The organism is Pseudomonas entomophila (assembly GCF_023277925.1).
Lineage (GTDB): Bacteria > Pseudomonadota > Gammaproteobacteria > Pseudomonadales > Pseudomonadaceae > Aquipseudomonas > Aquipseudomonas entomophila_D.
The window spans coordinates 1,465,231-1,485,714 of the sequence record NZ_CP063832.1 but is presented as its reverse complement, the minus strand read 5'-3'; the positions used below and the strand labels follow the sequence as shown (position 1 = coordinate 1,485,714).

The 20,484-nt window shown below is 63.6% G+C and carries 21 protein-coding genes; 11 read left to right on the top strand and 10 right to left on the bottom strand.

Annotated elements, in window-relative coordinates:
- The first annotated feature begins 41 nt into the window (after positions 1–41).
- Positions 42–1,001 (top strand): ribose-phosphate diphosphokinase, encoded by a 960-nt coding sequence (locus IM733_RS06565; protein WP_248920096.1) that lies wholly within the window; start codon positions 42–44, stop codon positions 999–1,001.
- Between the two features lie 15 nt (positions 1,002–1,016).
- Here the strand turns inward: IM733_RS06565 and IM733_RS06560 are convergent, their stop codons facing one another.
- The 3 genes from IM733_RS06560 to IM733_RS06550 all read right to left on the bottom strand — a co-directional run bounded on the left by IM733_RS06560 (position 1,017) and on the right by IM733_RS06550 (position 4,736).
- Entirely contained in the window at positions 1,017–1,907 is an 891-nt protein-coding gene (locus tag IM733_RS06560) for a universal stress protein (RefSeq protein ID WP_248920095.1), read from the bottom strand.
- A gap of 286 nt (positions 1,908–2,193) precedes the next feature.
- A complete protein-coding gene (locus IM733_RS06555) occupies positions 2,194–4,476 on the bottom strand; it encodes a heavy metal translocating P-type ATPase (RefSeq protein WP_248920094.1) in 2,283 nt (760 codons plus the stop codon).
- Positions 4,477–4,481: 5 nt separating this feature from the next.
- A complete protein-coding gene (locus tag IM733_RS06550) occupies positions 4,482–4,736 on the bottom strand; it encodes an outer membrane lipoprotein OprI (RefSeq protein ID WP_248920093.1) in 255 nt (84 codons plus the stop codon).
- Positions 4,737–4,927: 191 nt separating this feature from the next.
- Between IM733_RS06550 and IM733_RS06545 the strand changes: the two genes are divergently transcribed.
- Genes IM733_RS06545 through IM733_RS06535 form a run of 3 tightly spaced genes read left to right on the top strand, consistent with a single transcriptional unit; the run spans position 4,928 to position 7,898 of the window.
- Positions 4,928–5,575: a BON domain-containing protein gene (locus IM733_RS06545; RefSeq protein WP_248920092.1), complete on the top strand. Its 648-nt coding sequence runs from the start codon at positions 4,928–4,930 to the stop codon at positions 5,573–5,575.
- A 27-nt stretch (positions 5,576–5,602) separates the two neighbouring features.
- The gene (gene ftsH, locus IM733_RS06540) at positions 5,603–7,420 is read left to right on the top strand and encodes an ATP-dependent zinc metalloprotease FtsH (protein WP_248920091.1); all 1,818 of its coding nucleotides are present in this window, start codon (positions 5,603–5,605) and stop codon (positions 7,418–7,420) included.
- A gap of 52 nt (positions 7,421–7,472) precedes the next feature.
- Positions 7,473–7,898: a potassium channel family protein gene (locus tag IM733_RS06535; RefSeq protein WP_248920090.1), complete on the top strand. Its 426-nt coding sequence runs from the start codon at positions 7,473–7,475 to the stop codon at positions 7,896–7,898.
- Positions 7,899–7,966: 68 nt separating this feature from the next.
- On the opposite strand, the gene IM733_RS06530 is transcribed toward IM733_RS06535, so the two are convergent.
- Positions 7,967–8,527, bottom strand: a complete 561-nt coding sequence (locus IM733_RS06530; RefSeq protein WP_248920089.1) for an Hsp20/alpha crystallin family protein — start codon at positions 8,525–8,527, stop codon at positions 7,967–7,969.
- A gap of 193 nt (positions 8,528–8,720) precedes the next feature.
- Between IM733_RS06530 and IM733_RS06525 the strand changes: the two genes are divergently transcribed.
- Positions 8,721–9,452: a hypothetical protein gene (locus IM733_RS06525; protein ID WP_248920088.1), complete on the top strand. Its 732-nt coding sequence runs from the start codon at positions 8,721–8,723 to the stop codon at positions 9,450–9,452.
- Here the strand turns inward: IM733_RS06525 and IM733_RS06520 are convergent.
- A complete protein-coding gene (locus IM733_RS06520) occupies positions 9,427–10,158 on the bottom strand; it encodes a cyclic nucleotide-binding domain-containing protein (protein ID WP_248920087.1) in 732 nt (243 codons plus the stop codon). The genes IM733_RS06525 and IM733_RS06520 overlap by 26 nt on opposite strands.
- Positions 10,159–10,511: 353 nt before the next feature.
- Between IM733_RS06520 and IM733_RS06515 the strand changes: the two genes are divergently transcribed.
- Both IM733_RS06515 and IM733_RS06510 read left to right on the top strand, forming a co-directional pair.
- Complete coding sequence (locus IM733_RS06515; RefSeq protein WP_248920086.1) at positions 10,512–11,081, top strand: GNAT family N-acetyltransferase; 570 nt, start codon at positions 10,512–10,514, stop codon at positions 11,079–11,081.
- 57 nt (positions 11,082–11,138) lie between these two features.
- On the top strand, positions 11,139–12,506 hold the full coding sequence (locus tag IM733_RS06510; protein WP_248920085.1) for an erythromycin esterase family protein: 1,368 nt from the start codon (positions 11,139–11,141) through the stop codon (positions 12,504–12,506).
- 18 nt (positions 12,507–12,524) lie between these two features.
- On the opposite strand, the gene IM733_RS06505 is transcribed toward IM733_RS06510, so the two are convergent.
- From IM733_RS06505 to IM733_RS06490, 4 genes are all read right to left on the bottom strand, one after another.
- On the bottom strand, positions 12,525–13,217 hold the full coding sequence (locus IM733_RS06505; RefSeq protein WP_248920084.1) for a phosphoribosyltransferase: 693 nt from the start codon (positions 13,215–13,217) through the stop codon (positions 12,525–12,527).
- Between the two features lie 68 nt (positions 13,218–13,285).
- The gene (locus IM733_RS06500) at positions 13,286–13,930 is read right to left on the bottom strand and encodes a hypothetical protein (RefSeq protein ID WP_248920083.1); all 645 of its coding nucleotides are present in this window, start codon (positions 13,928–13,930) and stop codon (positions 13,286–13,288) included.
- A 20-nt stretch (positions 13,931–13,950) separates the two neighbouring features.
- On the bottom strand, positions 13,951–15,318 hold the full coding sequence (locus IM733_RS06495) for an MBL fold metallo-hydrolase RNA specificity domain-containing protein (protein WP_248920082.1): 1,368 nt from the start codon (positions 15,316–15,318) through the stop codon (positions 13,951–13,953).
- Positions 15,309–16,235, bottom strand: a complete 927-nt coding sequence (locus tag IM733_RS06490) for a universal stress protein (RefSeq protein WP_248920081.1) — start codon at positions 16,233–16,235, stop codon at positions 15,309–15,311. Before IM733_RS06490 ends, IM733_RS06495 begins: the two co-directional genes overlap by 10 nt.
- A gap of 181 nt (positions 16,236–16,416) precedes the next feature.
- Here IM733_RS06490 and IM733_RS06485 point away from each other — a divergent pair, with 181 nt between their 5' ends.
- Positions 16,417–16,965 carry a GNAT family N-acetyltransferase gene (locus IM733_RS06485; RefSeq protein WP_248920080.1) on the top strand — a complete coding sequence of 183 codons (549 nt, stop codon included), beginning with the start codon at positions 16,417–16,419 and terminating at the stop codon, positions 16,963–16,965.
- 28 nt (positions 16,966–16,993) lie between these two features.
- Here the strand turns inward: IM733_RS06485 and IM733_RS06480 are convergent, their stop codons facing one another.
- Positions 16,994–17,920, bottom strand: a complete 927-nt coding sequence (locus IM733_RS06480) for a universal stress protein (RefSeq protein WP_248920079.1) — start codon at positions 17,918–17,920, stop codon at positions 16,994–16,996.
- A gap of 273 nt (positions 17,921–18,193) precedes the next feature.
- On the opposite strand from IM733_RS06480, the gene IM733_RS06475 reads away from it, so the two are divergent.
- Genes IM733_RS06475 through IM733_RS06465 form a run of 3 tightly spaced genes read left to right on the top strand, consistent with a single transcriptional unit; the run spans position 18,194 to position 20,447 of the window.
- The gene (locus tag IM733_RS06475) at positions 18,194–18,412 is read left to right on the top strand and encodes a hypothetical protein (protein WP_248920078.1); all 219 of its coding nucleotides are present in this window, start codon (positions 18,194–18,196) and stop codon (positions 18,410–18,412) included.
- 2 nt (positions 18,413–18,414) lie between these two features.
- The gene (locus IM733_RS06470; RefSeq protein ID WP_248920077.1) at positions 18,415–19,224 is read left to right on the top strand and encodes a helix-turn-helix domain-containing protein; all 810 of its coding nucleotides are present in this window, start codon (positions 18,415–18,417) and stop codon (positions 19,222–19,224) included.
- Positions 19,209–20,447 carry an MgtC/SapB family protein gene (locus tag IM733_RS06465; RefSeq protein ID WP_248920076.1) on the top strand — a complete coding sequence of 413 codons (1,239 nt, stop codon included), beginning with the start codon at positions 19,209–19,211 and terminating at the stop codon, positions 20,445–20,447. Before IM733_RS06470 ends, IM733_RS06465 begins: the two co-directional genes overlap by 16 nt.
- The last annotated feature ends 37 nt before the right edge of the window (positions 20,448–20,484 follow it).

The window sequence follows — 20,484 nt, the reverse complement described above, 5'->3', positions numbered from 1 at the left end:
GTGGATGACAGGCGACAGCGTTCAATCAAGGAGCGCCGAACATGAAGCCTGCACCACCCTTAGTGTTTGCCTTGCAGGGTAGCCAAAGCTATGGCAGTGAAGTAGCGCGTCGACTCGGCCAGGTGCTGTCGACTCACGAGGAACGCGACTACGAGGACGGCGAACACAAGTGCTGGCCAACTGCCGAGGTCGACGGTCGAGACACCATCGTGATCCATTCGCTGTATGGTGACACCCGTCACAGTGCCCACGACAAGCTATGCCGGCTGCTGTTTTTCTGCGGGGCGATCAAGGATGCCGGCGCCACCCAGGTCACCGTGGTGACACCCTATCTGTGCTATGGCCGCAAGGACCGCAAGGTGGAATTCCAGGACGCCACCATCACTCGCCATGTCGCCCGCCTGATGGAAAGCTGCGGCATCGACCGGATCGTCGCGCTGGACGTGCACAACCCCAGCGCGTTCGACAACGCTTACCGGATACCGGCCTGGAACCTGTCCTGCGCACCGCTGTTTGCCCAACGACTGGCGCCGCTGCTCGGCGAACAGGCGATCACGGTGGTCTCGCCAGATACGGGGGGCATCAAGCGCGCCGAGCAATTTCGTCAGCGCCTGGCGCACCTGCTGGCACGCCCGGTTGGCACTGCGCTGATGGAAAAGCACCGCCAGCAGGCGGGGCTCAGCGGGGATGTGCTGGTGGGCGGTATAGCCGGCAGCGTCGCCGTGCTGTTCGATGACATGATCAGCACTGGGCAGACGCTCCTGCGCGCCGCACAGGCATGCCGCCAGGCCGGAGCAACCCGGCTGTTTGGCGTTGCTTCCCACGGACTGTTCACGACCGAGGGCCAGGTGTTCGACAGCGGTCTGTTCGAACGTATCCTGGTCGCCGACAGTATTGCCCCATTTCGCGTACCTGGGCACTGCCGGGACCTGCTGGACATCGTCGACAGCAGCGCGCTGGTTGCCGAACGCCTGGCCAGCGGTCGCAAGCCCGTTGCCTGAACCTGGCGCAGGCGCCTACACCACCAGGATGTTGCAAGGCACCTGGTACAACACATGCTCGGTGGTGCTGCCAAACAGGCGGTCCAGCCCTCGCGCTATCGGGCGCCCCATGACAACCACGTCCACGCCCTGCGCCTCGACGTATTCGCTCAACACCGCGACCGGGCGCCCCAGCACGAAGTGCCGGCGCTCGGCAGGTGCGCCGTGACGGTCAGCCAACGCCTTGAAGTCATCTTCCAGTGCCTGGCGCAAGGGTGCAGCGATGTCGCCGATGGCCCATGCGGCATAGCCCATGTCGCCCATGTAGGCCATCGACAGGTCGCAAGCATGCAGCAAGTCCAATTGCGCGCCGGTCTGCAAGGCCATGGCGCCGGCGTGCTGGACGATACGGTCGTTGCGCGCCTGCCCCTCTTCGCTGGTGTCGGCGACGTCCACCGCCGCAACGATCCGCAGCGGCAACGCAGGCCTTGCGGCGCCCAGCAGGTAGACCGGAATCGGGCAGTGGCGCAGCAACTGCCAGTCCAGCGGGGTGAAAAACGCGCGCTTGAGCGCGGGCTCGTGCTCGACCTGCTTGAGCAGCAAGTCGGGCTGCATCTCCAGAGCATGCTCGAGGATGTCCTGTTGCGGATCGCTGCTCCAGGCGGCCTCGGTGGTCACCTGCACGCCCGAGGCACGCAACGCTTGCGCCTGGCCTTCCAGCTGCTCATGTTGCGCAGTGAGGTACGCCTGGCGAGCGGCATCATGATCAGCGCCTTCCAGCAGCCTGAGTTTGTCCAGTGACTCCAGCAGCGCGACCACATGCAAACTGGCCGCGCTCGACCGGGCCAGCGCGGCCGCTTGTTCCAGGGCGCTTGCCTGGCGCAGTAGCGGGCGCAGGATCAGCAGCAGGCGTTGATAATGGCTCATGATCGCCTCCAAGGTTCGGTCGGCCTGGTCACTCAGGCAGCGGGGTGTGCATCAAGGGTGTGGTCTTGTTCGGGATATCCGTCAGTAATGCGCACGGCATCGACGATGCAGGGTGGCGCCACTGAGGGTTTTTTCCCGCGCCGCCGAGCGAAAGAGGATTTTACTGTGAGGCATGATTATTCAGCTCCAAGGCAGATCAGGCTGGAAGAGCGGTGCTATCAGGATCCCGCTGCCGCCCCCTCTGGCGCTTGACTTTTATCAAGCGTCAACACACCTGCGAGGGTGCTCAACGTCTGTCCAGATAGCGGTACAACGCCTCTTCCTGGTCGAAATGCAATTTCGCCAGCGTGTCCAGGCGAATGAGTTGGTGCTGGATGTCATCTGCGCTTGGGCTGGCTGAACCGTTGGCGAAATCCTGACTCATGCGCGTCAGCAACTGGATCAGCCGGAAAATTTCCCGGTGGGTATGGCTCATCGCCGAAAGGGGATCCTCGCCGCCCATGTAGCGGCTCAATAGCGGGTACAAACGACGTTCGTCGTCACGCTCGTGCCGCTCCAGCAGGTCATGCAGCGCGGCGACGAAGCGATTCAGGTCCGCTCGCGCCTGGTCGACGGGCCGCCTGGAAAAATCCCGCGCCATCTGGCCCAGCTCGGCCAACAGGCCGTCAAGTTGCCGGTGTTCGTCCTGCATGCTCTGCAGATTCGCGGCCGGCAGGCCGTCGTGGCCGCCCCCCGTCAAGGGCCCCAGGGCACGCAAGGCGTTGACGATGATCAGCAGGTCGATGCCTTCCTGCAGCACGGCGCCCGTCACCGCTGGCAAATAGCCTGCTGCGGCGACCAGCATGGCCAGCAATGACAGGGTCATGCCCACCCACACACCTTGACGGGCGATGCCCACGGCATGCCGGGCGATGTCCAGCGCCTCGATCAACCGGTCCAGCCGGTCCACCAGCAAGACCACCCCGGCGGCCTGCGCCGAGGCGGTCACGCCGCAGGCGCCCATGGCAACCCCGACATCGGCGGCCGCCAGTGCCGGCGCATCATTGATGCCATCCCCGACCATCAGCGTGGGGCCGGCACGGCAGCCCTCTTGCACCAGGCGGACCTTGTCCTCGGGCGAGAGACCGCAACGAAGCTCATCGATGCCCGCCGTCAACGCGATGCTTTCGGCGGTTTGCGATCGGTCGCCCGTAAGCATGACGACCTTGTCGATGCCACGCGCCCGCAGCCGACGCAGGGTCTGAGGCGTCTCGCAACGCACAGCGTCGGCCAGGCGCAACATGGCTTTCAATTCACCGTCCACCGCCACGAAACTGCCGCTGCAGGCCAGATAGTCCAGTTGCTGCAAGCGTGCCTGGGCCCAGGGGTCGGTCGCTTCGCCGAGCTGCACGTAAGCCAGGGCACCCAGACGCACCGCCTTGCCCTGGACATGGCCGGAAAGCCCCTGGCCAGGGCTTTCCTGTACCTGCTCCGGCGCGTCCAGCGTCAACGCCCGCGCGTGGGCAGCGTCGACGATAGCCATGGCGATCGGATGCGTGGATGCCTGGGCCAACGACGCGGCCAGTTGCAGCATCCGCAGTGGCGCGCCCTCCCCTTTGAGTTCGACGGATTGCAGCTGGGCATGGCCGCTGGTCAAGGTGCCGGTCTTGTCGAGAAACACCTGGCGAACCCCGGCGAGCGCTTCCAGCACCCCACCGTCTCGTACGAGGATGCTGCGCCGCGCCGCGCGCGAGATGCCCGACAGGATGGCGATCGGTACCGCCAGTATCAGTGGGCATGGCGTGGCGACCACCAGCACCGCCAGCACGCGTTGGACGTCGCCGCTGATCCACCAGGCCAGGCCTGCGACCAGCAACGTCAGCGGGATGAACGCCAGGGCGTAGCGATCGGCCAGGCGCACGAAAGGTGCGCGCGACTGCCGTGCCGTTTCGGCCAGTCGCACGATGCCGGCATAGGTGCTTTGTGCCGCGGCGTGCGTGGCCTTCAGCAACAACGGGGGACCGGCATTGGTCACCCCACTGGCTACCGCTTCACCCGCGTGGCGGGTGACCGGTAACGACTCCCCCGTCAACGCTGCCTCGTCCAGGGTCGCCTGGGCACTGAGCAACCGCCCATCCACCGGCACGATCTCACCCAGGCGCACCAGCACGGTGTACCCAGGCCTGACCAGTTCCACCGCCACCTCACGCAGCCCGTCCTGTTCCTGAACCCAGGCACGCTGGGGCGCACGTTCGATCAGCGCGCGCAGTTCCCGCTCGGCATGGCGCAGGCTGAAGCTTTCCAACGCCCGACCGGTGGCCAGCATCAGCGCAACCACAGCCGCCACCAGCATCTGCTCCAGGGCCAATGCCGCACCTATCGAAAGCAGCGCGATCAGATCGACGCCCGCCTCTCCCCTGGCCAGGCGCCTGGCCATTTCCACCGTCAGCACCACAGCCATCACGGCACTGCCGGCCGCCCAGATCAGCGCTGCCACGCCAGGACGCTGCGCTACATAGGCCACGCCCCCGGAGGCCAAGGCCAGCACGCAGACCCACAACAGGACAGGGTCGAGCCATCGGCGTGCCATGGCGGCTACTTGCGCCTGGCCTGCTGCAGCAGTTGCTGCACCTGGTCCTGAGCCTGGGTCGCCCGGCGCAGGGCCTCATTGGCGGTCTGCTCGACCAGGTCGATGCGGTAGCACACCTGGTCGGCGCGCAAGCGGGCAGTGGCAGCGTTGTCCTCTGCCGACGCCAGGCGTGCGTCGTATTCCTCGGTGCGCCATGGGCTGCAGCCTGAAGCACTTACCAGCAGCAGGCTTGCCCACCCCAACATTAGATAGCGTTGCATGTGGATACCCTCGTGGGTGCCGATACACCCTGAGTATCGGTAGCGCCACCGGCAGCGGCCTGACATTTGTCAACCGCGCAGCGTCAGCTCGCCGAGTTTGACCTTTATCAATCGCCTCGCCCGATGCAGGAGTAGAAACAAGGACGCAGGGCACTCCTGCACCACCTCTCGACCTGCAAACGGAGCCCATCATGAACGACCTTGATTTGCGAGACCTTGTGCTCGAAGAGCTGGAGTTCAAACCTGATATCAATGCCGCCAGCATCGGGGTGACGGTGCAGGACGGTGTGGTCACCCTGTCCGGGCACGTCAACAGCTACGCCCAGAAGGTCAGTGCCGAACGCACCGTCAAAGCCATGAAAGGCGTTCGTGGCCTGGCCGAAGAGATCGAAGTGCGGTTGAACAGACTTGAAGGTACGGCCGATGACACGATTGCCAGCCGCGCCCTGAAAATCATTGCCTGGAGCTCGGATGCCAACGTCGAGGACATCAAGGTCACCGTCCACAAAGGGACCGTGACCCTGGAAGGCCAACTCGATTGGCAATACCAGAAGGAGGTGATCGAACAGGCGGTCTGGCGCCTGTCGGGTGTGATCGGGGTGCAAAATCGCATCACCCTCAAGGCCCGCGCCGATGCCGTCGACATCAAGCGCCATATCGAGGATGCCCTCAAGCGCAGCGCCGAAATCCAGGCCGAAGGGATCCGCGTCACGGTCAATGGTGGCGTCGTCAGACTCGAAGGCAAGGTCCACCTGCTGCGCGAGCGCGAAGTGGTCGAGCGTGCGGCCTGGTCGGTACCGGGCGTGAGCAAGGTCGAAGACTGCCTGTTGATCGTCTAGCCCGCGTAAACAGAGGGAGGGATGGCCATGAACAACGATCAGCCCTGGAAGCTGTATTTCCTGGCAGTCGGGCTGGCCGTGCTGGCTGCCGTGCAGTTCGGCCTGTTCAGCCAGCCGGCCGTGCAGGCCATCCCCTACAGCCAGTTCCTGCAGTTGCTCGAACAGCAGAAGGTCAGCGACCTGCATGTCGAACGCGAGCGTATCCTGGGCCGGTTGCAAGAGCCCATCGATGGGCGTTCGGTGTTTTCCACGGTACGTGTCGACCCGGCACTGAGCGAGCAACTGGGGCGCTCGGGCGTGGCATTCAGCGGTGTGATCGAGGGCAGCACCCTGGCGACCGTGGTCGGCTGGTTCATGCCACTGCTGATGATGCTGGTGCTGTGGTACTTCCTCTTTCATGGCCTGGGGCAGAAACAGGGCCTGGGCGGCTTGATGGGCGTGGGTAAGTCGCGGGCGCGGGTTTACGTGGAGAAAGACACCAAGGTCACCTTCGCCGATGTCGCAGGCATCGATGACGTCAGGGATGAACTGACGGAAATCGTCTCTTTTCTCAAGAACAAAGCCTGGTACGCACGCCTTGGTGCGCACGTCCCCAAAGGCACGTTGCTGGTCGGCCCGCCTGGCACCGGCAAGACCTTGGTCGCCAAGGCCATTGCCGGGGAGGCGGCAGTGCCGTTTTTCTCGATCTCGGGCTCGGAGTTCGTCGAGATGTTCGTGGGCGTGGGCGCTGCGCGGGTGCGGGACCTGTTCGACCAGGCCCGCCAGGCGGCGCCTTGCATCATCTTCATCGATGAGCTGGATGCGCTGGGCAAGATGCGCGGCATCGGCAGCTTTGGCGGCAATGACGAGAAAGAACAGACCCTCAATCAACTGCTGGCCGAACTGGACGGCTTCGACCCGCGCGAAGGCGTGGTCCTGCTGGCAGCAACCAACCGGCCCGAAGTGCTGGACCCGGCACTGCTGCGTGCCGGGCGCTTCGACCGGCAGATACTCATCGACCGGCCCGACCGCAAGGGCCGCCTGGCGATCCTGAAAGTGCACCTGCACAAGATCGTCTACAAGAACGACCTCGATTGCGAGCGCATTGCCGAACTCACCCCGGGCCTGACAGGCGCCGACCTGGCCAACCTGGTCAATGAAGCCGCCATCGTCGCAACCCGGCGGGCCAGCCAGTGGGTCGAGCTGACGGACTTCACGGCAGCGATCGAACGGCTGGTGGCCGGTGTCGAGCGCAAAGGCAACGTGTTGCGCAGCGACGAGCGGCAGGTGGTGGCGTACCACGAAATGGGCCATGCCCTGGCCGCCAGCAGCCTGCCTGCGATGGACCTGGTACACAAGGTCTCGATCATTCCCCGCGCCGCTGGCTCGCTGGGCTACACCCTGCAACGGCCGACCGATGACCGCTATCTGATCAGCACGCAGATGCTGCGCGACCGGCTCGTCGTGCTGATGGCCGGGCGTGCCGCCGAAAACCTGGCGTTCGGCCAGATTTCCACAGGTGCCGCCGATGATCTGGGGCGCGCCACCGACATCGCCCGACAGCTGATCACCCGTTTCGGCATGAGCCCGGCGCTGGGCCAGGCGGTGCTGGAGCGCCAGCAGGCCAGTTACCTCGGTGACTCGCTCTTGCAGCAGGCGCGCAAGGACTATTCTGAGCAGACCGCCCGCGAGATCGACCTCGGCATCCGTGGTTTGCTGGAAGAGGCCTATGACCGCGCCCGCACCTTGCTCGAGCAGCGGCGCACGGACCTGGATGCCGGTGCGCGCCTGTTGCTGGCCAAGGAAACCATCACCCCGGAAGAATTCCCGGCGTTGCTGCCGCTGCCCCGTGACCCCGCCACCTAGACCTTGGTCGTCAGCAAGCAGTGACCCTGTAACCCCGTCCCGAGTAACGACGATGCTCACTGTCACGCTGATCAACATGCTGATCGTGATCTTGGTGGTGGTCATTCACTACGAATGCCTGCTGCGCCTGAATGACTGGCTACCGCGCCTCAGGCTGTGGAGCCGGTTCCGTATCGTCGCGGGGGTGTTCGGCGCTTTGCTGGCTCATGCCGTGGAGGTCTGGTGCTTCGCCCTGGCTTATTACCTGATGGCCCATGCCGAGGGCTGGGGAACGCTCAGCGGCAATTTCGACGGGAGCTTTCTAGACTGCGTGTATTTTTCCTTCACCACCTACACCACCATAGGCTTCGGCGACATCACCCCCACCGGCCACCTCAAATACCTCACCGGCCTGCAGGCGCTGACGGGCCTGGTGCTGATCACCTGGACCGCCTCGTTCCTGTTTCTGGAAATGCAGAAGTACTGGAAAGCCAAATGAAGGTCGAGCGGCCAGGTACCCCTGAAGGCGGAGCATCCCTGCTCCTGAACACGGTCGTGATTCGTCGGTCACGTGCTGCTTTTGATCGGAATCACTTTTTCCGGGTGGATCGCTTCGGCCCGTTTGGGCAGGTGCACCCGCAGCACGCCTTTGGCGAACTGGGCGTTGATCTTTTCCGCGTCTACCTCACGGGGCAGCTGGAAGACTCGCTCGAAACTGCCGTAGTGACGCTCGGACAGGTGATATTCCTTGCGTTTCTGCTCCACTTCTTCCTGCTTCTCGCCGCGGATCACCAGGTTGCCGTTGACCAGCTTGATCTCGATATCCTTGTCGTCCACCCCGGGCAACTCGGCGCTGATGCGGTACTCCTCGTCCAGCTCGCTGATATCCATCGCCGGCATGCCATGGCTGAACAGGTCACGCCGCCAGAACGGCTCGACGTCGAACGGCGTGTGACTGAACGGCATGCGCAAAGGCCGCCGTCCGAAATCTTCGAACAGACTGTCGATCTGCCGGCGCAACTGCTGGAATGGCCGCCACAAGTCGCCGGATTCGACACTGGGCGGCGAAGCGTTGGCGGGCTGAGCGGCGGCGGGGGTGACGGGTACCTTTTTGGCTGCTTCTGACATGGCGACCTCCTCATGTGGGTGATGCCTCCTTTGGAGACACCTCGATCTTGCGCTGCGCGCCAGCCCCCCGTTTGACCTTTATCAATCACTGGGGCGCCCCTTTCGCCTACCGATTTGACCCTGATCAAAGTGCCGCACCAGGCGGGGCCTAGGCTGAATCATGCAGGGTCAGAAACCACAGTGCGAGGCTGCCATGGGCCTGGAAGGCGATGCATGCGTCCGTTTGATCGAGACGTTGCCGGGGCCTGGCATCCAGCAGTTTCTGCGCCTGGCCCTTTGCAGCCAGCCGCCTGGCGAAGCGATGGCGGGCCAGTACTGCCTGCTCGGCAGGCGTACGGAGTGCTGGCCTTGCAGTTACGTGAGCCTGCCGGACATGGCCGGGCGATTCCTGGTCGCCACCCACCACGCCCGGCCATTGGGGAACGTGGGTGATCTGTTTGATTACTCTGGGCCGCTCGGCAGTGCATGGCCACTCCCCCTGCAAAGCATGAGGCTGCTGGCCATCAGCCGCGGTGAGGGCCTGTTGTCGTTGTTAGGTGCGCTGGAGGAAATTCGCTGCTGGCTACCGTGGGTGCAGGTGCGACTCGCGCATCAAGGTATCCCGCCCGAACGGCTGCCGCACGACTGCCGAGCCTGGCTTTCGACACTCTCGCCGCAACTGCGCGACAGCAACAGCGGCTGGCTGCATATTCGGCAGCTGCTGGACACCTTCAGGCCGGACACGGTGTACTGTTGTGCACCGCCCCAGGTGGCACGGCAGGTGGCCCGTCTGTGCTGGCAACGAAGCACTTGCCCGCAGCGCATCTGGTTGCGCACCGATCATGTGCCCCGCCCAACCGGGGCAGGGGAAGCGCCGCACGGGTGGCCGGTGCAACGCTATGACAGAGTGCTTGCGGCGCTCAAGTGGGCTCCTCCAGGCGGCTGAGGCTGAGCAAACCCTGGATGTCGACAAGCCTGACTTCGCGACCGGCGCATTGCAGGAACCCGTTAAGAATTAAACGGCTGAACAAGCGACTGACGGTTTCCAGGGTGAGATCCAGATAGTTGGCGATGTCGCCCCGGGACATGGGCAACGTGAACACATCGGCGCGCAACCCGCGCGCCTGGTAGCGCGCCGACATCCCCAGCAGGAAGATCGACAGCCGTTGCTCGGCTCGCCCGTGGCAGCAGCGCAGGTGCTCATCCTTGCCCTGAATCCCCAGGCTGAGCATGTGCAGCAGTTGATAACGCAGCCCCGGGATCTGCCCCGTAAGATCCACCAGCTGGTCCAGCCTGATGGCGCAGACCAGCGACACCCCCAGCGCCACGGCAAAGCTGCGGTAATGGCTGGCGCCGATAGCGTCCAAACCGAGCATTTCACCGGGCAGGATAAAGCCGATCACCCGTTCGTTGCCCTCGGCATCGAGCAGAAAATTCTTGATGGCCCCCGAACGCAAGGCGAATACATGTTCCATCGGCTGACTGGCCTTGAACAGGTACTCGCCCCGCTTCAAGGGGCGATTACGCCGCACGATTCGCTCCAGCTTATCCACTTCGTCGGGACCGAGGCTGGCGGGCAAACATAGCCGGCTCAATGAGCACGCAAGGCATTTCACATGGGGCCTTGCCCCCATCTCTTCAGAGCCTGACATAACGATGCGTCCGCTTTTTGCAGATTTTTACAGATAGGCATTAAGTAAAGTTAGCTGGCCCGCAAATGATTTGTGGCCTGGCCGACCAAGGGGGCGGCCGGGGCCAACCTGCAACTGATGGCCAGCGCGCCCTGCCCCGTCCTGTTCCCCGCGAGTCACGAATGCCGGGTTCAAGCAAACTGTTCGTCGCGGCGCCGGCCAACTGCGAGGACTTCGGCGATCAAGCGGCCAATGGTCGGGTAATCGACACGGCCAGAACGAACACAGGCATTCCTTTGACAACTGTCAAGTCAGCTTCAGGACGACCGCCGACACTGGCCTTCCCTGGTTCAATCACTGCCGAGGATATTGCCATGACCCCCGCCGATACTTCACCTCGACCCTCCAGCCCCGTTTTTCCAACCCCCCCAGGCGAGCACTGGATCGAAGCCCTGGATAATGGCACCCATGTGCTGGTGCGACCGTTGCAGGCCAAGGATCGGCAGCGCGAAAAGGCCTTCATCGAACGCTTGTCGCCTGAGTCGCGGCACTTTCGCTTCCTCTGTCAGGTCAAGGAACCCGGCGATGCGATGCTCGACCAATTGATGACGGTAGACCAGGACCAGCAGGCCGCCTATGTCGCCCTGGCCCATGTGGACGGCGAATTGCAGGAGGTGGGTATTTCGCGCTACGCCGCCGGTGCCGGCAAGGGTGAGTGCGAGTGCGCGGTAACGGTGCTCGACAGCTGGCAACATCATGGTCTGGGCCGACTGCTGCTCAGGCACCTGATCGATCACGCCAAGGCCAAGGGCTTTCGGCAGATGTACTCGATCGACTCGGCAGCCAACCAGCCCATGCGCGACCTGGCCAAGGCCGCTGGCTTCACCACAGCGGTGGATCCGGATGACCCGAGGCAGGTCATCCACCGGATCACCCTGAGTTGATCCCTGGCCGCCGCGCCAGGCCCGAAGGCGCGGCGCCCTACCTGCGCAGGCATGCCCATGAACGGTCCTTCGAAAAAACTGATGGAAAAGCTCTACGGCAAGCAGTACGAGGTCCAGACCGCTGATATCGCGCCCCTGCTGCATCAGTACGGCGAACCCCTGCCGGACCTGGACACCCCGGCTTTCGCTGCGTTGTTCGACCGATACGCAAGCGCGCGCGTGATCCTGCTTGGCGAGGCAAGCCATGGCAGCAGCGAGTTCTACCGGGCCCGCGCGGCGATCACGCAGCGGCTGATCGAACAGCATGGTTTCAACATCGTCGCCGTCGAAGCCGACTGGCCAGACGCCGCGCATGTCGATCAGTATGTCCGCGGGCTGGCGCACTCGGCGTGGAAGCGGCACATCTTCAGCCGGTTCCCGACCTGGATGTGGCGCAACAACGAATTCAAGGCCTTCGCCCATTGGCTACATGGGCACAATCACCTGCTCGCCGACGACCTGCGTGTGGAATTCCGGGGCCTGGACGTTTACAGCTTGCGTAACTCCATTCATGAAGTGCTGGCCTATCTGGACCGGGTCGATCCGCACCTTGCCCACGAGGCACGCCGGCGTTATGGCTGTCTGACGCCCTGGCAGGACGACCCCGCCCTGTATGGCCACTTTGTCGAGCGTGGCGGCGTCATGCCTTGCGAGCAGCCAGTGGTCCAGCAACTGAACAGGATGCTCGCCGAACAGCTCGCGGGCCTGATCCACAACGACGAAGCCTTTTTCAACGCCACCCGCAACGCCCAGGTGATCATCGCCGCGGAACAGTACTACCGCGCCATTTACCGGGGCTCGACCGCCTCCTGGAACCTGCGTGATCGGCATATGTTCGACACGTTGCGTGCATTGCTGGAACACCGCGGTCCCCATGCCAAGGCGGTGGTGTGGGCACACAACTCACATATTGGCAATGCGGCTGCCACGGAAATGGGCTGGAAGGGCCAGTTCAACGTCGGCCAGCTATGCCGCAGCGCCTTTGGTCGCGATGCCGTGCTGATCGGCATGGCCACCGGTCAGGGCCAGGTGGCAGCCGCCGATGACTGGGACGGTGAAATGCGGATCAAAGCAGTTCGGCCGCCACGGGCTGACAGCTGGGAGCATCAGTTTCATCTCACCGGCCTGCCGGCCTCGCTGACCGATTGGCGTGACCCTCAGCGCAAGGCGTTGCGCCACGTCCTTTCCACCGCCCTGCTAGAACGCGCCATCGGCGTGATCTACCGCCCCGAAAGCGAACGGCTCAGCCATTATTTCGAAGCGGTGCTTGCCGAGCAGTTCGATGCCATGCTGTGGTTCGAGCGGACTTCGCCGGTCGATGCCCTGCCCCTGCCGAAAGCACAGCATCTGGACGCCGAAGACGAGACCTATCCCTTCGGCGTGTAAGTTCGGGCTCAGGCACTTTCATTCACGGGCAGCAGTGCCTGGCAGCGCTCGCTGATCGGCCTGGCGCAGCAGCGCAATGACCTCTTCGTCCGACGTCTGCGGAAAATCCTGGTACCAATAGCCCACTGAAATCATTCGTTCAGGCATCAGCGGGCATACCCATTCATCCACTTCGCCGTACAACGCTTCAAGCGTCTCCGGCGGCGCGACAGGAACGGCGACCACGATTCGCGCAGGTGAATGGGTACGCACAGCCTGTATGGCCGCCCTCATCGTGGCGCCAGTCGCCAGGCCGTCATCGATGAGAATCACCACCTGACCCTTGAGCTGCAGGGCTGGGCGCCCTCTTCGGTAGGTTTGCTCGCGACGTACCAGTTCCTCGGTTTGCGTGGCTACCACGGCGTCGAACAGCGCCGGATCGACCGGGTAAGTGCGGAGCATGTCTTCATTGAGGAACGTTACGCCGCCACCAGCAATCGCCCCCATGGCGAACTCAGGGTGAAAAGGCATGCCCAACTTGCGCACCACCAGCAGGTCCAGGCGGACGTTGAGGGCGGTCGCCACTTCATAGGCCACGGGCACACCGCCCCGTGGCAACGCGAGCACAATTACGTCGGACCGGCCGGCATATTGGGCCAGAGGCTCGACAAGGCAACGCCCGGCCTCGGTACGGTCCGCAAACAAGGTCTGCAAGGCAAGGTCATGCGACATGGAAACCTCCCGCGCCGCGATCGGCGCCCTTCATTCATGGAGCTTGCAGAGGACACCAACCGCTGGTGTCATGGCGTGGTTGCACTGCCTTCCTCGGATAACAGATCGAACTGCGCGAGGCAGCGCTGTTCATCAGCCGGGGTAAGCGCCTGTAAGCCACTCACTTGCTGCATCGGCGTTTCGAATAACGCCAGGCGGATCACCCCGTTACGCTTCAGAAAGGTTTGTGCCAGGCAGGTACACACGGGCTTGCCGACCACCGCTGCAAGCTGCTCATCCTCGGGCGCCTGCACCTGCGCCTGCAGGTTGGTCGTGCAGTTTTCCACGATCTGCTCCACGGAGCGCCCGGCCAGCCATACGGTGGCACCGCCCAGCACCGCCAGAAGCAACAGCATGCCCATCAGCACGTTCGATTCCCGGGTGATCGAACGCAGGAATGCCAGCCTGGCCTGCCAGCCCGTCTCCCGGCCATTGAAAATGGCTTTGCCAACCGTGCGTTTCACACCGCGCTGCACGGCCCAGCCCAGTGCCACACTCAATGCCAGCACGCTCAGGAGCACGGCCGGATCACGCATGGGCATGCGCCAGCTCGGGCTCACGGTGCGGTAGACGGATGCCGCGAGAAGTAACGCGGCGATGGCCACGATCCAGCCCAGGCTGCCTCTGGGGCGGTGTATCCAGGCCCGTAGTTTCGCTCGTGCTTGCGTGTTCATGACTACCTCCCTCGCCGGGTTCAGCGCACAGGGTCGATGGCAACGGTTTCCTGGTATTCCGGCACGCACACCTGCCAGCCCAGCTCCAGGCTGATTCGCCGTCGCAAGGTATCGGCGGCGTGTGGCTCGCCATGGATGACGTAGGTCTGCCGCGGTGGCCGGGTGAAACCGCGCAACCACTCCATGATCTCGTCGGCGTCGGCGTGGGCGGAAAGGTTTTCCATGGCGTGCACCTGCGCCCGGATGGGCACGTCTTCGCCCAGCAGGCGTACGCTGCGGGCGCCGGCGACGATGTCGGCGCCGCGCGTGCCGCCTGCCTGAAAACCAGAGAAGAGGATGCTGTTGCGCGGATTGGGGGCCAGCGCCTTCAGGTGGTGCAGCACCCGCCCACCGGTGGCCATGCCACTGGCGGCAATGATCACGGCCGGCTCGCGCAGCTGGTCCAGGTGGCGGGACTCATCGACCGTGCGGATGATCCGTGTGCCCTTGCACATCGCGGCGCACTCCGCCGCCGTTAGTCGATGTTCGCTGTGAAACTGCTGATACAGAGCGGTGGCGTCGGTGGCCATCGGGCTGTTGAGGTACACCGGGATATCCGGAATCAGCCGGTCACGTTTGAGCTTGTAGAGGTAATACATCAGCAGCTGGGCGCGCCCGACAGCGAATGAAGGAACCAGCACGATGCCATGGCGCAGGAGTGTCTGGTTGATCACCTGGGCCAGATACTGCTCGGTCGACTCTACCGGGTGCCGGCGATCACCGTAGGTGGACTCCACCAGCAGCACATCCGCCGTCCGGATCAGCTCCGGCGCCCGCATGATCGGGTCTTGCGGCCTGCCCAGGTCACCCGAGAAGACCAAGGTCTGCCCCTCTGCCCTGATCTGCACCGTCGCCGCCCCCAGGATATGGCCGGCCGTGCGCATCAGCAGGTCTATGCCCTCGGCGATCGACGTTGCCTGATGCAGCTCCACCGGGCGCAACAGTGCCAGCGCCTGCTTCGCATCCTGTTCGGTATAGAGCGGCCGTGCCGGCGTGTGTTTGGAGTAGCCGTGGCGATTGGCATGTTCGGCCTGCTCTTCCTGCAGCCGCGCGCTGTCGAGCAAAAGCACTTCAGCCAGGGCGCAGGTTGCCGGGGTGGCATAGATCGGTCCGCTATAGCCCTCCCTGGCCAGAACCGGCAGGTAGCCGCTATGGTCGAGATGGGCGTGGGTCAGCACGACCGCATCGAGCGCCCGCAGTGTCGCTGGCAAGCGCTCCCAGTTGCGCAGGCGCAATTGCTTGTAGCCCTGGAACAGCCCGCAGTCGACCAGTATCCGTGTGCTGTTGTGGGTCAACAGGAATTTGCTGCCGGTCACCGTCCCGGTGCCACCTAGAAAGGTCAGTTGCATGGCCAAGGCTCCTGGGTTTCGAACACATAGGGGTGAACCGCGAGCACGCTGCAAGGTGGGTGGCCAACGAGGCGTTCAGTGGTGTCGCCCAGCAGCTTGTCCAGCCCTTTGGGTTGCACCACGCCCATCACCACGGCGTCGACCTTCAGGGCCGCGACCTGTTCGCGGATCACCTGCACCGGGCCACCCTCCATGAAGTGCCGGCGGTCCGGCGCCACCCCTTCGGCCTCGGCCAGGGCGTTGAAGGGTTCCTGGAGTGCGTTGCGCATCTCCTCGACCCACGCCTGGGTGACGTTGATATCCGCCGCGAACACGCCGGCCATGTTGTAGGCAGACAGCAGGTGCAACTGGGCATCGCACTGCAGTGCCAAGGCCTGGGCGACACGAATGAGCCCACGGTTGAACTGTTCCTGTGCGGCTGGCGTCTCGCTGAAGCTGGTGTCCACGGCTACGAGCACGCGCTGGGGCAATGAAACGGCCGCCGTCGGCACAAACAGGGTGAGCCCCTTGAAGCCGCGCATCAGCGCACAATCCAGCGGGGTGCCGAACAGCCGCGCCATGGCCGACGCGGCTTCACAGTCCTTGATGACCATGTCCGGTTGCAATTCGCTGATGTAGTCAATGGCCTCGCTGCGGATATCGTCGGCGGCGAGGCTGTCGACCGTCAGCGCCACACCGCTGCCACGGTGCCGCTCGACCAGCGTTCGCAACTGCTCGCGATAGTGGTCGTACTGGCGCTCGATATCGGCCTCATTCAGCCGCTCTTCGCGCAGCAGGTGTGCCTCGCTCGGCTCGAACACCCCCAGCACATGCACGCTGGCGCCGCTGGCATGCGCCAGCGCCAGCCCCCTGCGCAGCGCGGCTGAATGCGGATCGATTTCGGTAAGCAGCACCAGCAACTGTCGATATTGACCCATGGTGGACCTCCGGGCTCGCGCCGCTGGGGTGTGATGAACGGGATTTTCCGTGGGTGGCCGCGCTGGCGCTTGATGCAGATCAGAAATGCGTGATCCGGTCCGAAATTGACGATTGTCAGAACTGCGGCTGCCAGCCACGTTACAACGGCTTCAGGCACCTGTCCGGGTAATGGGAGGCAACATGAACACGCAGCAGACTGAACAGCCAGACGCCTGCGAGCACTGGGTCGAAAAGCTTGATGACGGCACGCCCGTGCTGATCCGGCCGCTGCGCGAGGAAGACCACGACCGCGACCGGCGCTTTCTCAGCTCGATCACCTACGAGGCCCGGCGCTTTCGCTTCATCGCCGGGATCAGCAGCGGCCTGCCCAGCCTGGACCCGCAAGGGATGCCCGTCGACTATCACCAGCGCATGGCCTATATCGCGCTGGCTCACGTCGATGGCTGCTTGCAGCAGGTTGGCGTCAGCCGCTACGCCGGCATACCGGGCAGCCCACGCTGCGAGTGTGCAGTGGCGGTGCGGGAGGACTGGCAGCGTAGAGGCCTGGGCAGGCACCTGCTGCTGCACCTGATCGAAGCGGCGCGGCGCAATGGCTATGAGTGGATGATATCCAGGGACCTGGCGAACAATTACGCCATGCACCGGCTGACCAAGGCGCAGGGATTCACCTCACGCTACCTGGGCGGCGATGTCAGCGAGATCCTTCACGAACTTGATCTGCGGGCCTGAAACACAAGGCCCTTGCGGGCCTTGTACCTTACCCTTGGGAGTGCTCAGGGGAAATCACCAGCACACTGCTGGACAAGCGATGCAGTACCCGCTCCGCGGTACTGCCGATGAACCAGCCGATGCCGCGGTGGTGATAACTGCCCATCACCAGCACATCGATATCATTGTTGTCCATGAACACAGCCAGAACCTTGGCCGGGTCGCCGATGCGCATGTGGCGGTGCTCGACGGCGATGCCATTGCGCTCGGCCAGGGTCTGGAAGGCATCGCTCTGGGCTTCGTGAAGCGTCTGGGCGAGGTTGGAATCGAACAGGAACGAATGCTCCCGGCTGCCGCCGGCATCCAAGTACATCGAACCCAGGTCGTAGGCATACAGCAGTTCGATCTGCGCATTGCACTGCAGGGCCAGTTTCAACGCTTCGCTGATGATCTGGTCATTGAAGCCTTCGAACTGATCCTCGGGCCTGGACAGGTCCACGGCCGCGAGGATCCGGCGCGGCAGCGCATGGCTGGCCTTGTGCACCAGATGCAGCGGGATGCGCGTTTCGCGCAGCAGCTGGATATCCAGGGGCGTGAACATGGCACGCATCCACCAGGGCTCATGCTCGAATGCCTTGATCAGCATGGCGAACGGCTGCTCGCGCAGATGCACCAGGATCTCGTTCAAGGGATGCTGCACCCACACCACTTCTGTGGTGACCGTGATACCGTGACGCCGCATTGGCTGCGCCTGGCTTTCCAGCCACTCGCGGTGTTGCTGCACGTACCCTTCGCGCATTACCGCCAATGCCTGGTCATTCACCAGGCCCGCCGTGGCAAGCCCTTCCAGGTAGTCAAAGGCCACGATGTGCAACGCCATGCCCTTGGCCTTGGCCATGGCTGCGGCGCGGTCGTAGACGGGGGTTCGACGCATCAGGGGCGATACGATCAACAGCAGTCTTTGCTGGGTTTCCATGGCACACCTCTACGGTTGCGATACGTATCCAAAGCATCGTTCACCGGTGCTTTGCAGACTTGACGTTTGTCAACTGGCGCCCCCGCGGACCAACGGTAGTCTACGCAGCGCATTAAATTGATACGGATCAAGGCATAGCCGATTGCCAGGCGCACGCTACCCCCATATCAACAACAATCCCCAGCAACGCCTTGAGCCTCGGGGCTGGCCGGCAGGGACGCCTTCGCTTCGCATTGTTCCGCTTACCTGGCCATCCATGCTCCGGAGGCACCTATGAACATCGAAATCGAGCGCAACACCGAACAGAATCGCTGGTGGGTCCGCATGGACGACTGGCGGGTAAGTTTCAACACGGCCGTTGAAGCCGAACAGTTTGTCGAGCGGCTCAATGCCCGCCTCAATGCCCCCCATTCACGGGACATGCTCTCGGACTGGTCGCCCCGCCCAGGTGTGACGGCCCGGACTGATCTGCGATGTGCGAGGAGGGCCTGATCATGTCTGGCCAACTGAAAGTCACGCTGCTCCAGCAGCCTGCTTCGCCTCCGGTTCACCTGAGACCGCTGGCGACGCTGTGTCGCGATTGTCGGGTCAGCGGCTTGTGCCTGCCGACCGGTCTGCCCCTGCATGACAACAGCTGCCTGGGCGCCCTGATCGGGCCACGCATGCGTATCCGCAAAGGCACGGCGCTGTTCAATGCCAATGCCCCCCTGACCACGCTCTATGCCGTGCGCTGCGGCAGTTTCAAGACCAGCCTGAACAGCGCCGAAGGCCAGGGTGTAGTGATCAACTTCTGGATGTCGGGTGACGTGCTCGGCCTGGACGCCATCGCCACCGACCGCCATGTCTGCGAGGCGATCGCCCTGGAAGACAGCGAAGTCTGCCCGGTCCCGTATCGTCGCCTGCAAGCGTTGGCACGCGACTTTCCGGTATTGCAGCAAAGCCTGAACCGCTTGATGAGCCGGGAGATCGTACGCGAGCACGAGCGCGTGCTGATGCTGTGCAACCTCACCGCCGAGCAGCGCCTGGCCAGTTTTCTGATCGGGTTGTCCAGGCGCTTCGTCAACCGTGGCTACTCCGCCCATGGTTTCATGTTACGCATGTCGCGCGAGGACATGGCATCTTACCTGGGCCTGCGCCTGGAGACCGTATGCCGATCGGTCGCCCGCTTGCGTGCGCAAGGCATCGTCAGCCTACAGGGCAGGCTGGTGGAAATACTCGACATGCCAGCATTGATGGCGCTCGAGCAAGGCGACCCTGACAGTAAACGCGGGCACAACCTGAAAGCGCCATGCTCGACACACTGAATGTTGGCCACGGCGCCGTGGCGCTGGGTATCGGCATGCTGGTGGGCCTTGAGCGCGAACGCAAGAAACGGCGCGACGAAGAACCTGCCGCCGCCGGGTTGAGGACCTTCGCCATCACTGCCCTGCTGGGCTACGTCAGCATGCTGCTGGCAGGAGCGCTGCTGGTCGGGACTGCGAGCCTGGGCCTGGTACTGCTGCTCTGCCTGCAGTACCGCCACACCCCCCAGAAAGCGCCGGATGTCACTGGCGAGATTGCCCTCTTACTGGTGCTTGTCCTGGGCGCGCTGAGCGTTGCCGAGCCTGAACTTGCCGCTGCGGCAGGTGTGGTCTCGACTGTATTGCTGGCCCTGCGCCGCGAGCTGCATCACTTCGTGCTGCAGCAACTGAGTGAACAGGAGCTGCGCGATGGCCTGACGTTACTGACGGTGGTCCTGGTGGTATTGCCACTGACACCGGACCGCTTTCTGGGCCCTTACAACGTACTTAACCCACGCACCATTTGCACCCTCGTCGTCCTGCTGATGACCGTGGCCGCGTTGGGCCATATCGCCATGCGCCTAATGGGCCCGCGTTATGGCCTGCCCTTGAGCGCCATCGCGTCAGGCTTTGCTTCCGGTTCGGCGACCATTGCCCTGCTGGCCCGTGAAGCCAGACGACAAAGTGCTGCGGTGCGCCCCATCGCTGCGGCGGCAGTGCTGTCCAACCTGGCCACCGTCTGCCAATTCGCCCTGGTGCTGATCATCATCGACCGCCACCTGCTCGGCCCTTTCCTGCCAGCGGTCGGCCTCGGTGCACTGGTTACCGCGATCTATGGCGTGTTGCTGCTCGCGCCCTGGCGCGGAGTATCGAACAGCTCGGCGGTGCATCCGGGCGATGGTGCCTTCAACCTGTGGACAGCCCTCATCATCACGCTCGCCCTGACCGGTATCGCTTTGCTCTCGGCCTTTCTGCTCGACCACTTGGGGCACAATGGGGCCAGCATCGCAGCGTTCATCAGCGGCCTGGGCGATGCCCACGCTGCCACGGCGTCGGCAGCCTCGCTGGTGGTTGCCGGCCGGCTGCAGATGGCCGAGCTGGTGGTGCCGGGCATGATGGCGTTGACCGGGAATACACTGACCAAATGTGTTTTGGCGTTCAGCAATGGTGGCTACGTTTTTGCGCGGTACCTGGTGCCGGCGCAGCTCATTATTCTCGGGGCGATGTGGCTGGGAGTGCTGGTGTAACGTGCCATTGCTGCCCGCGATCAACGATGATAGCGGC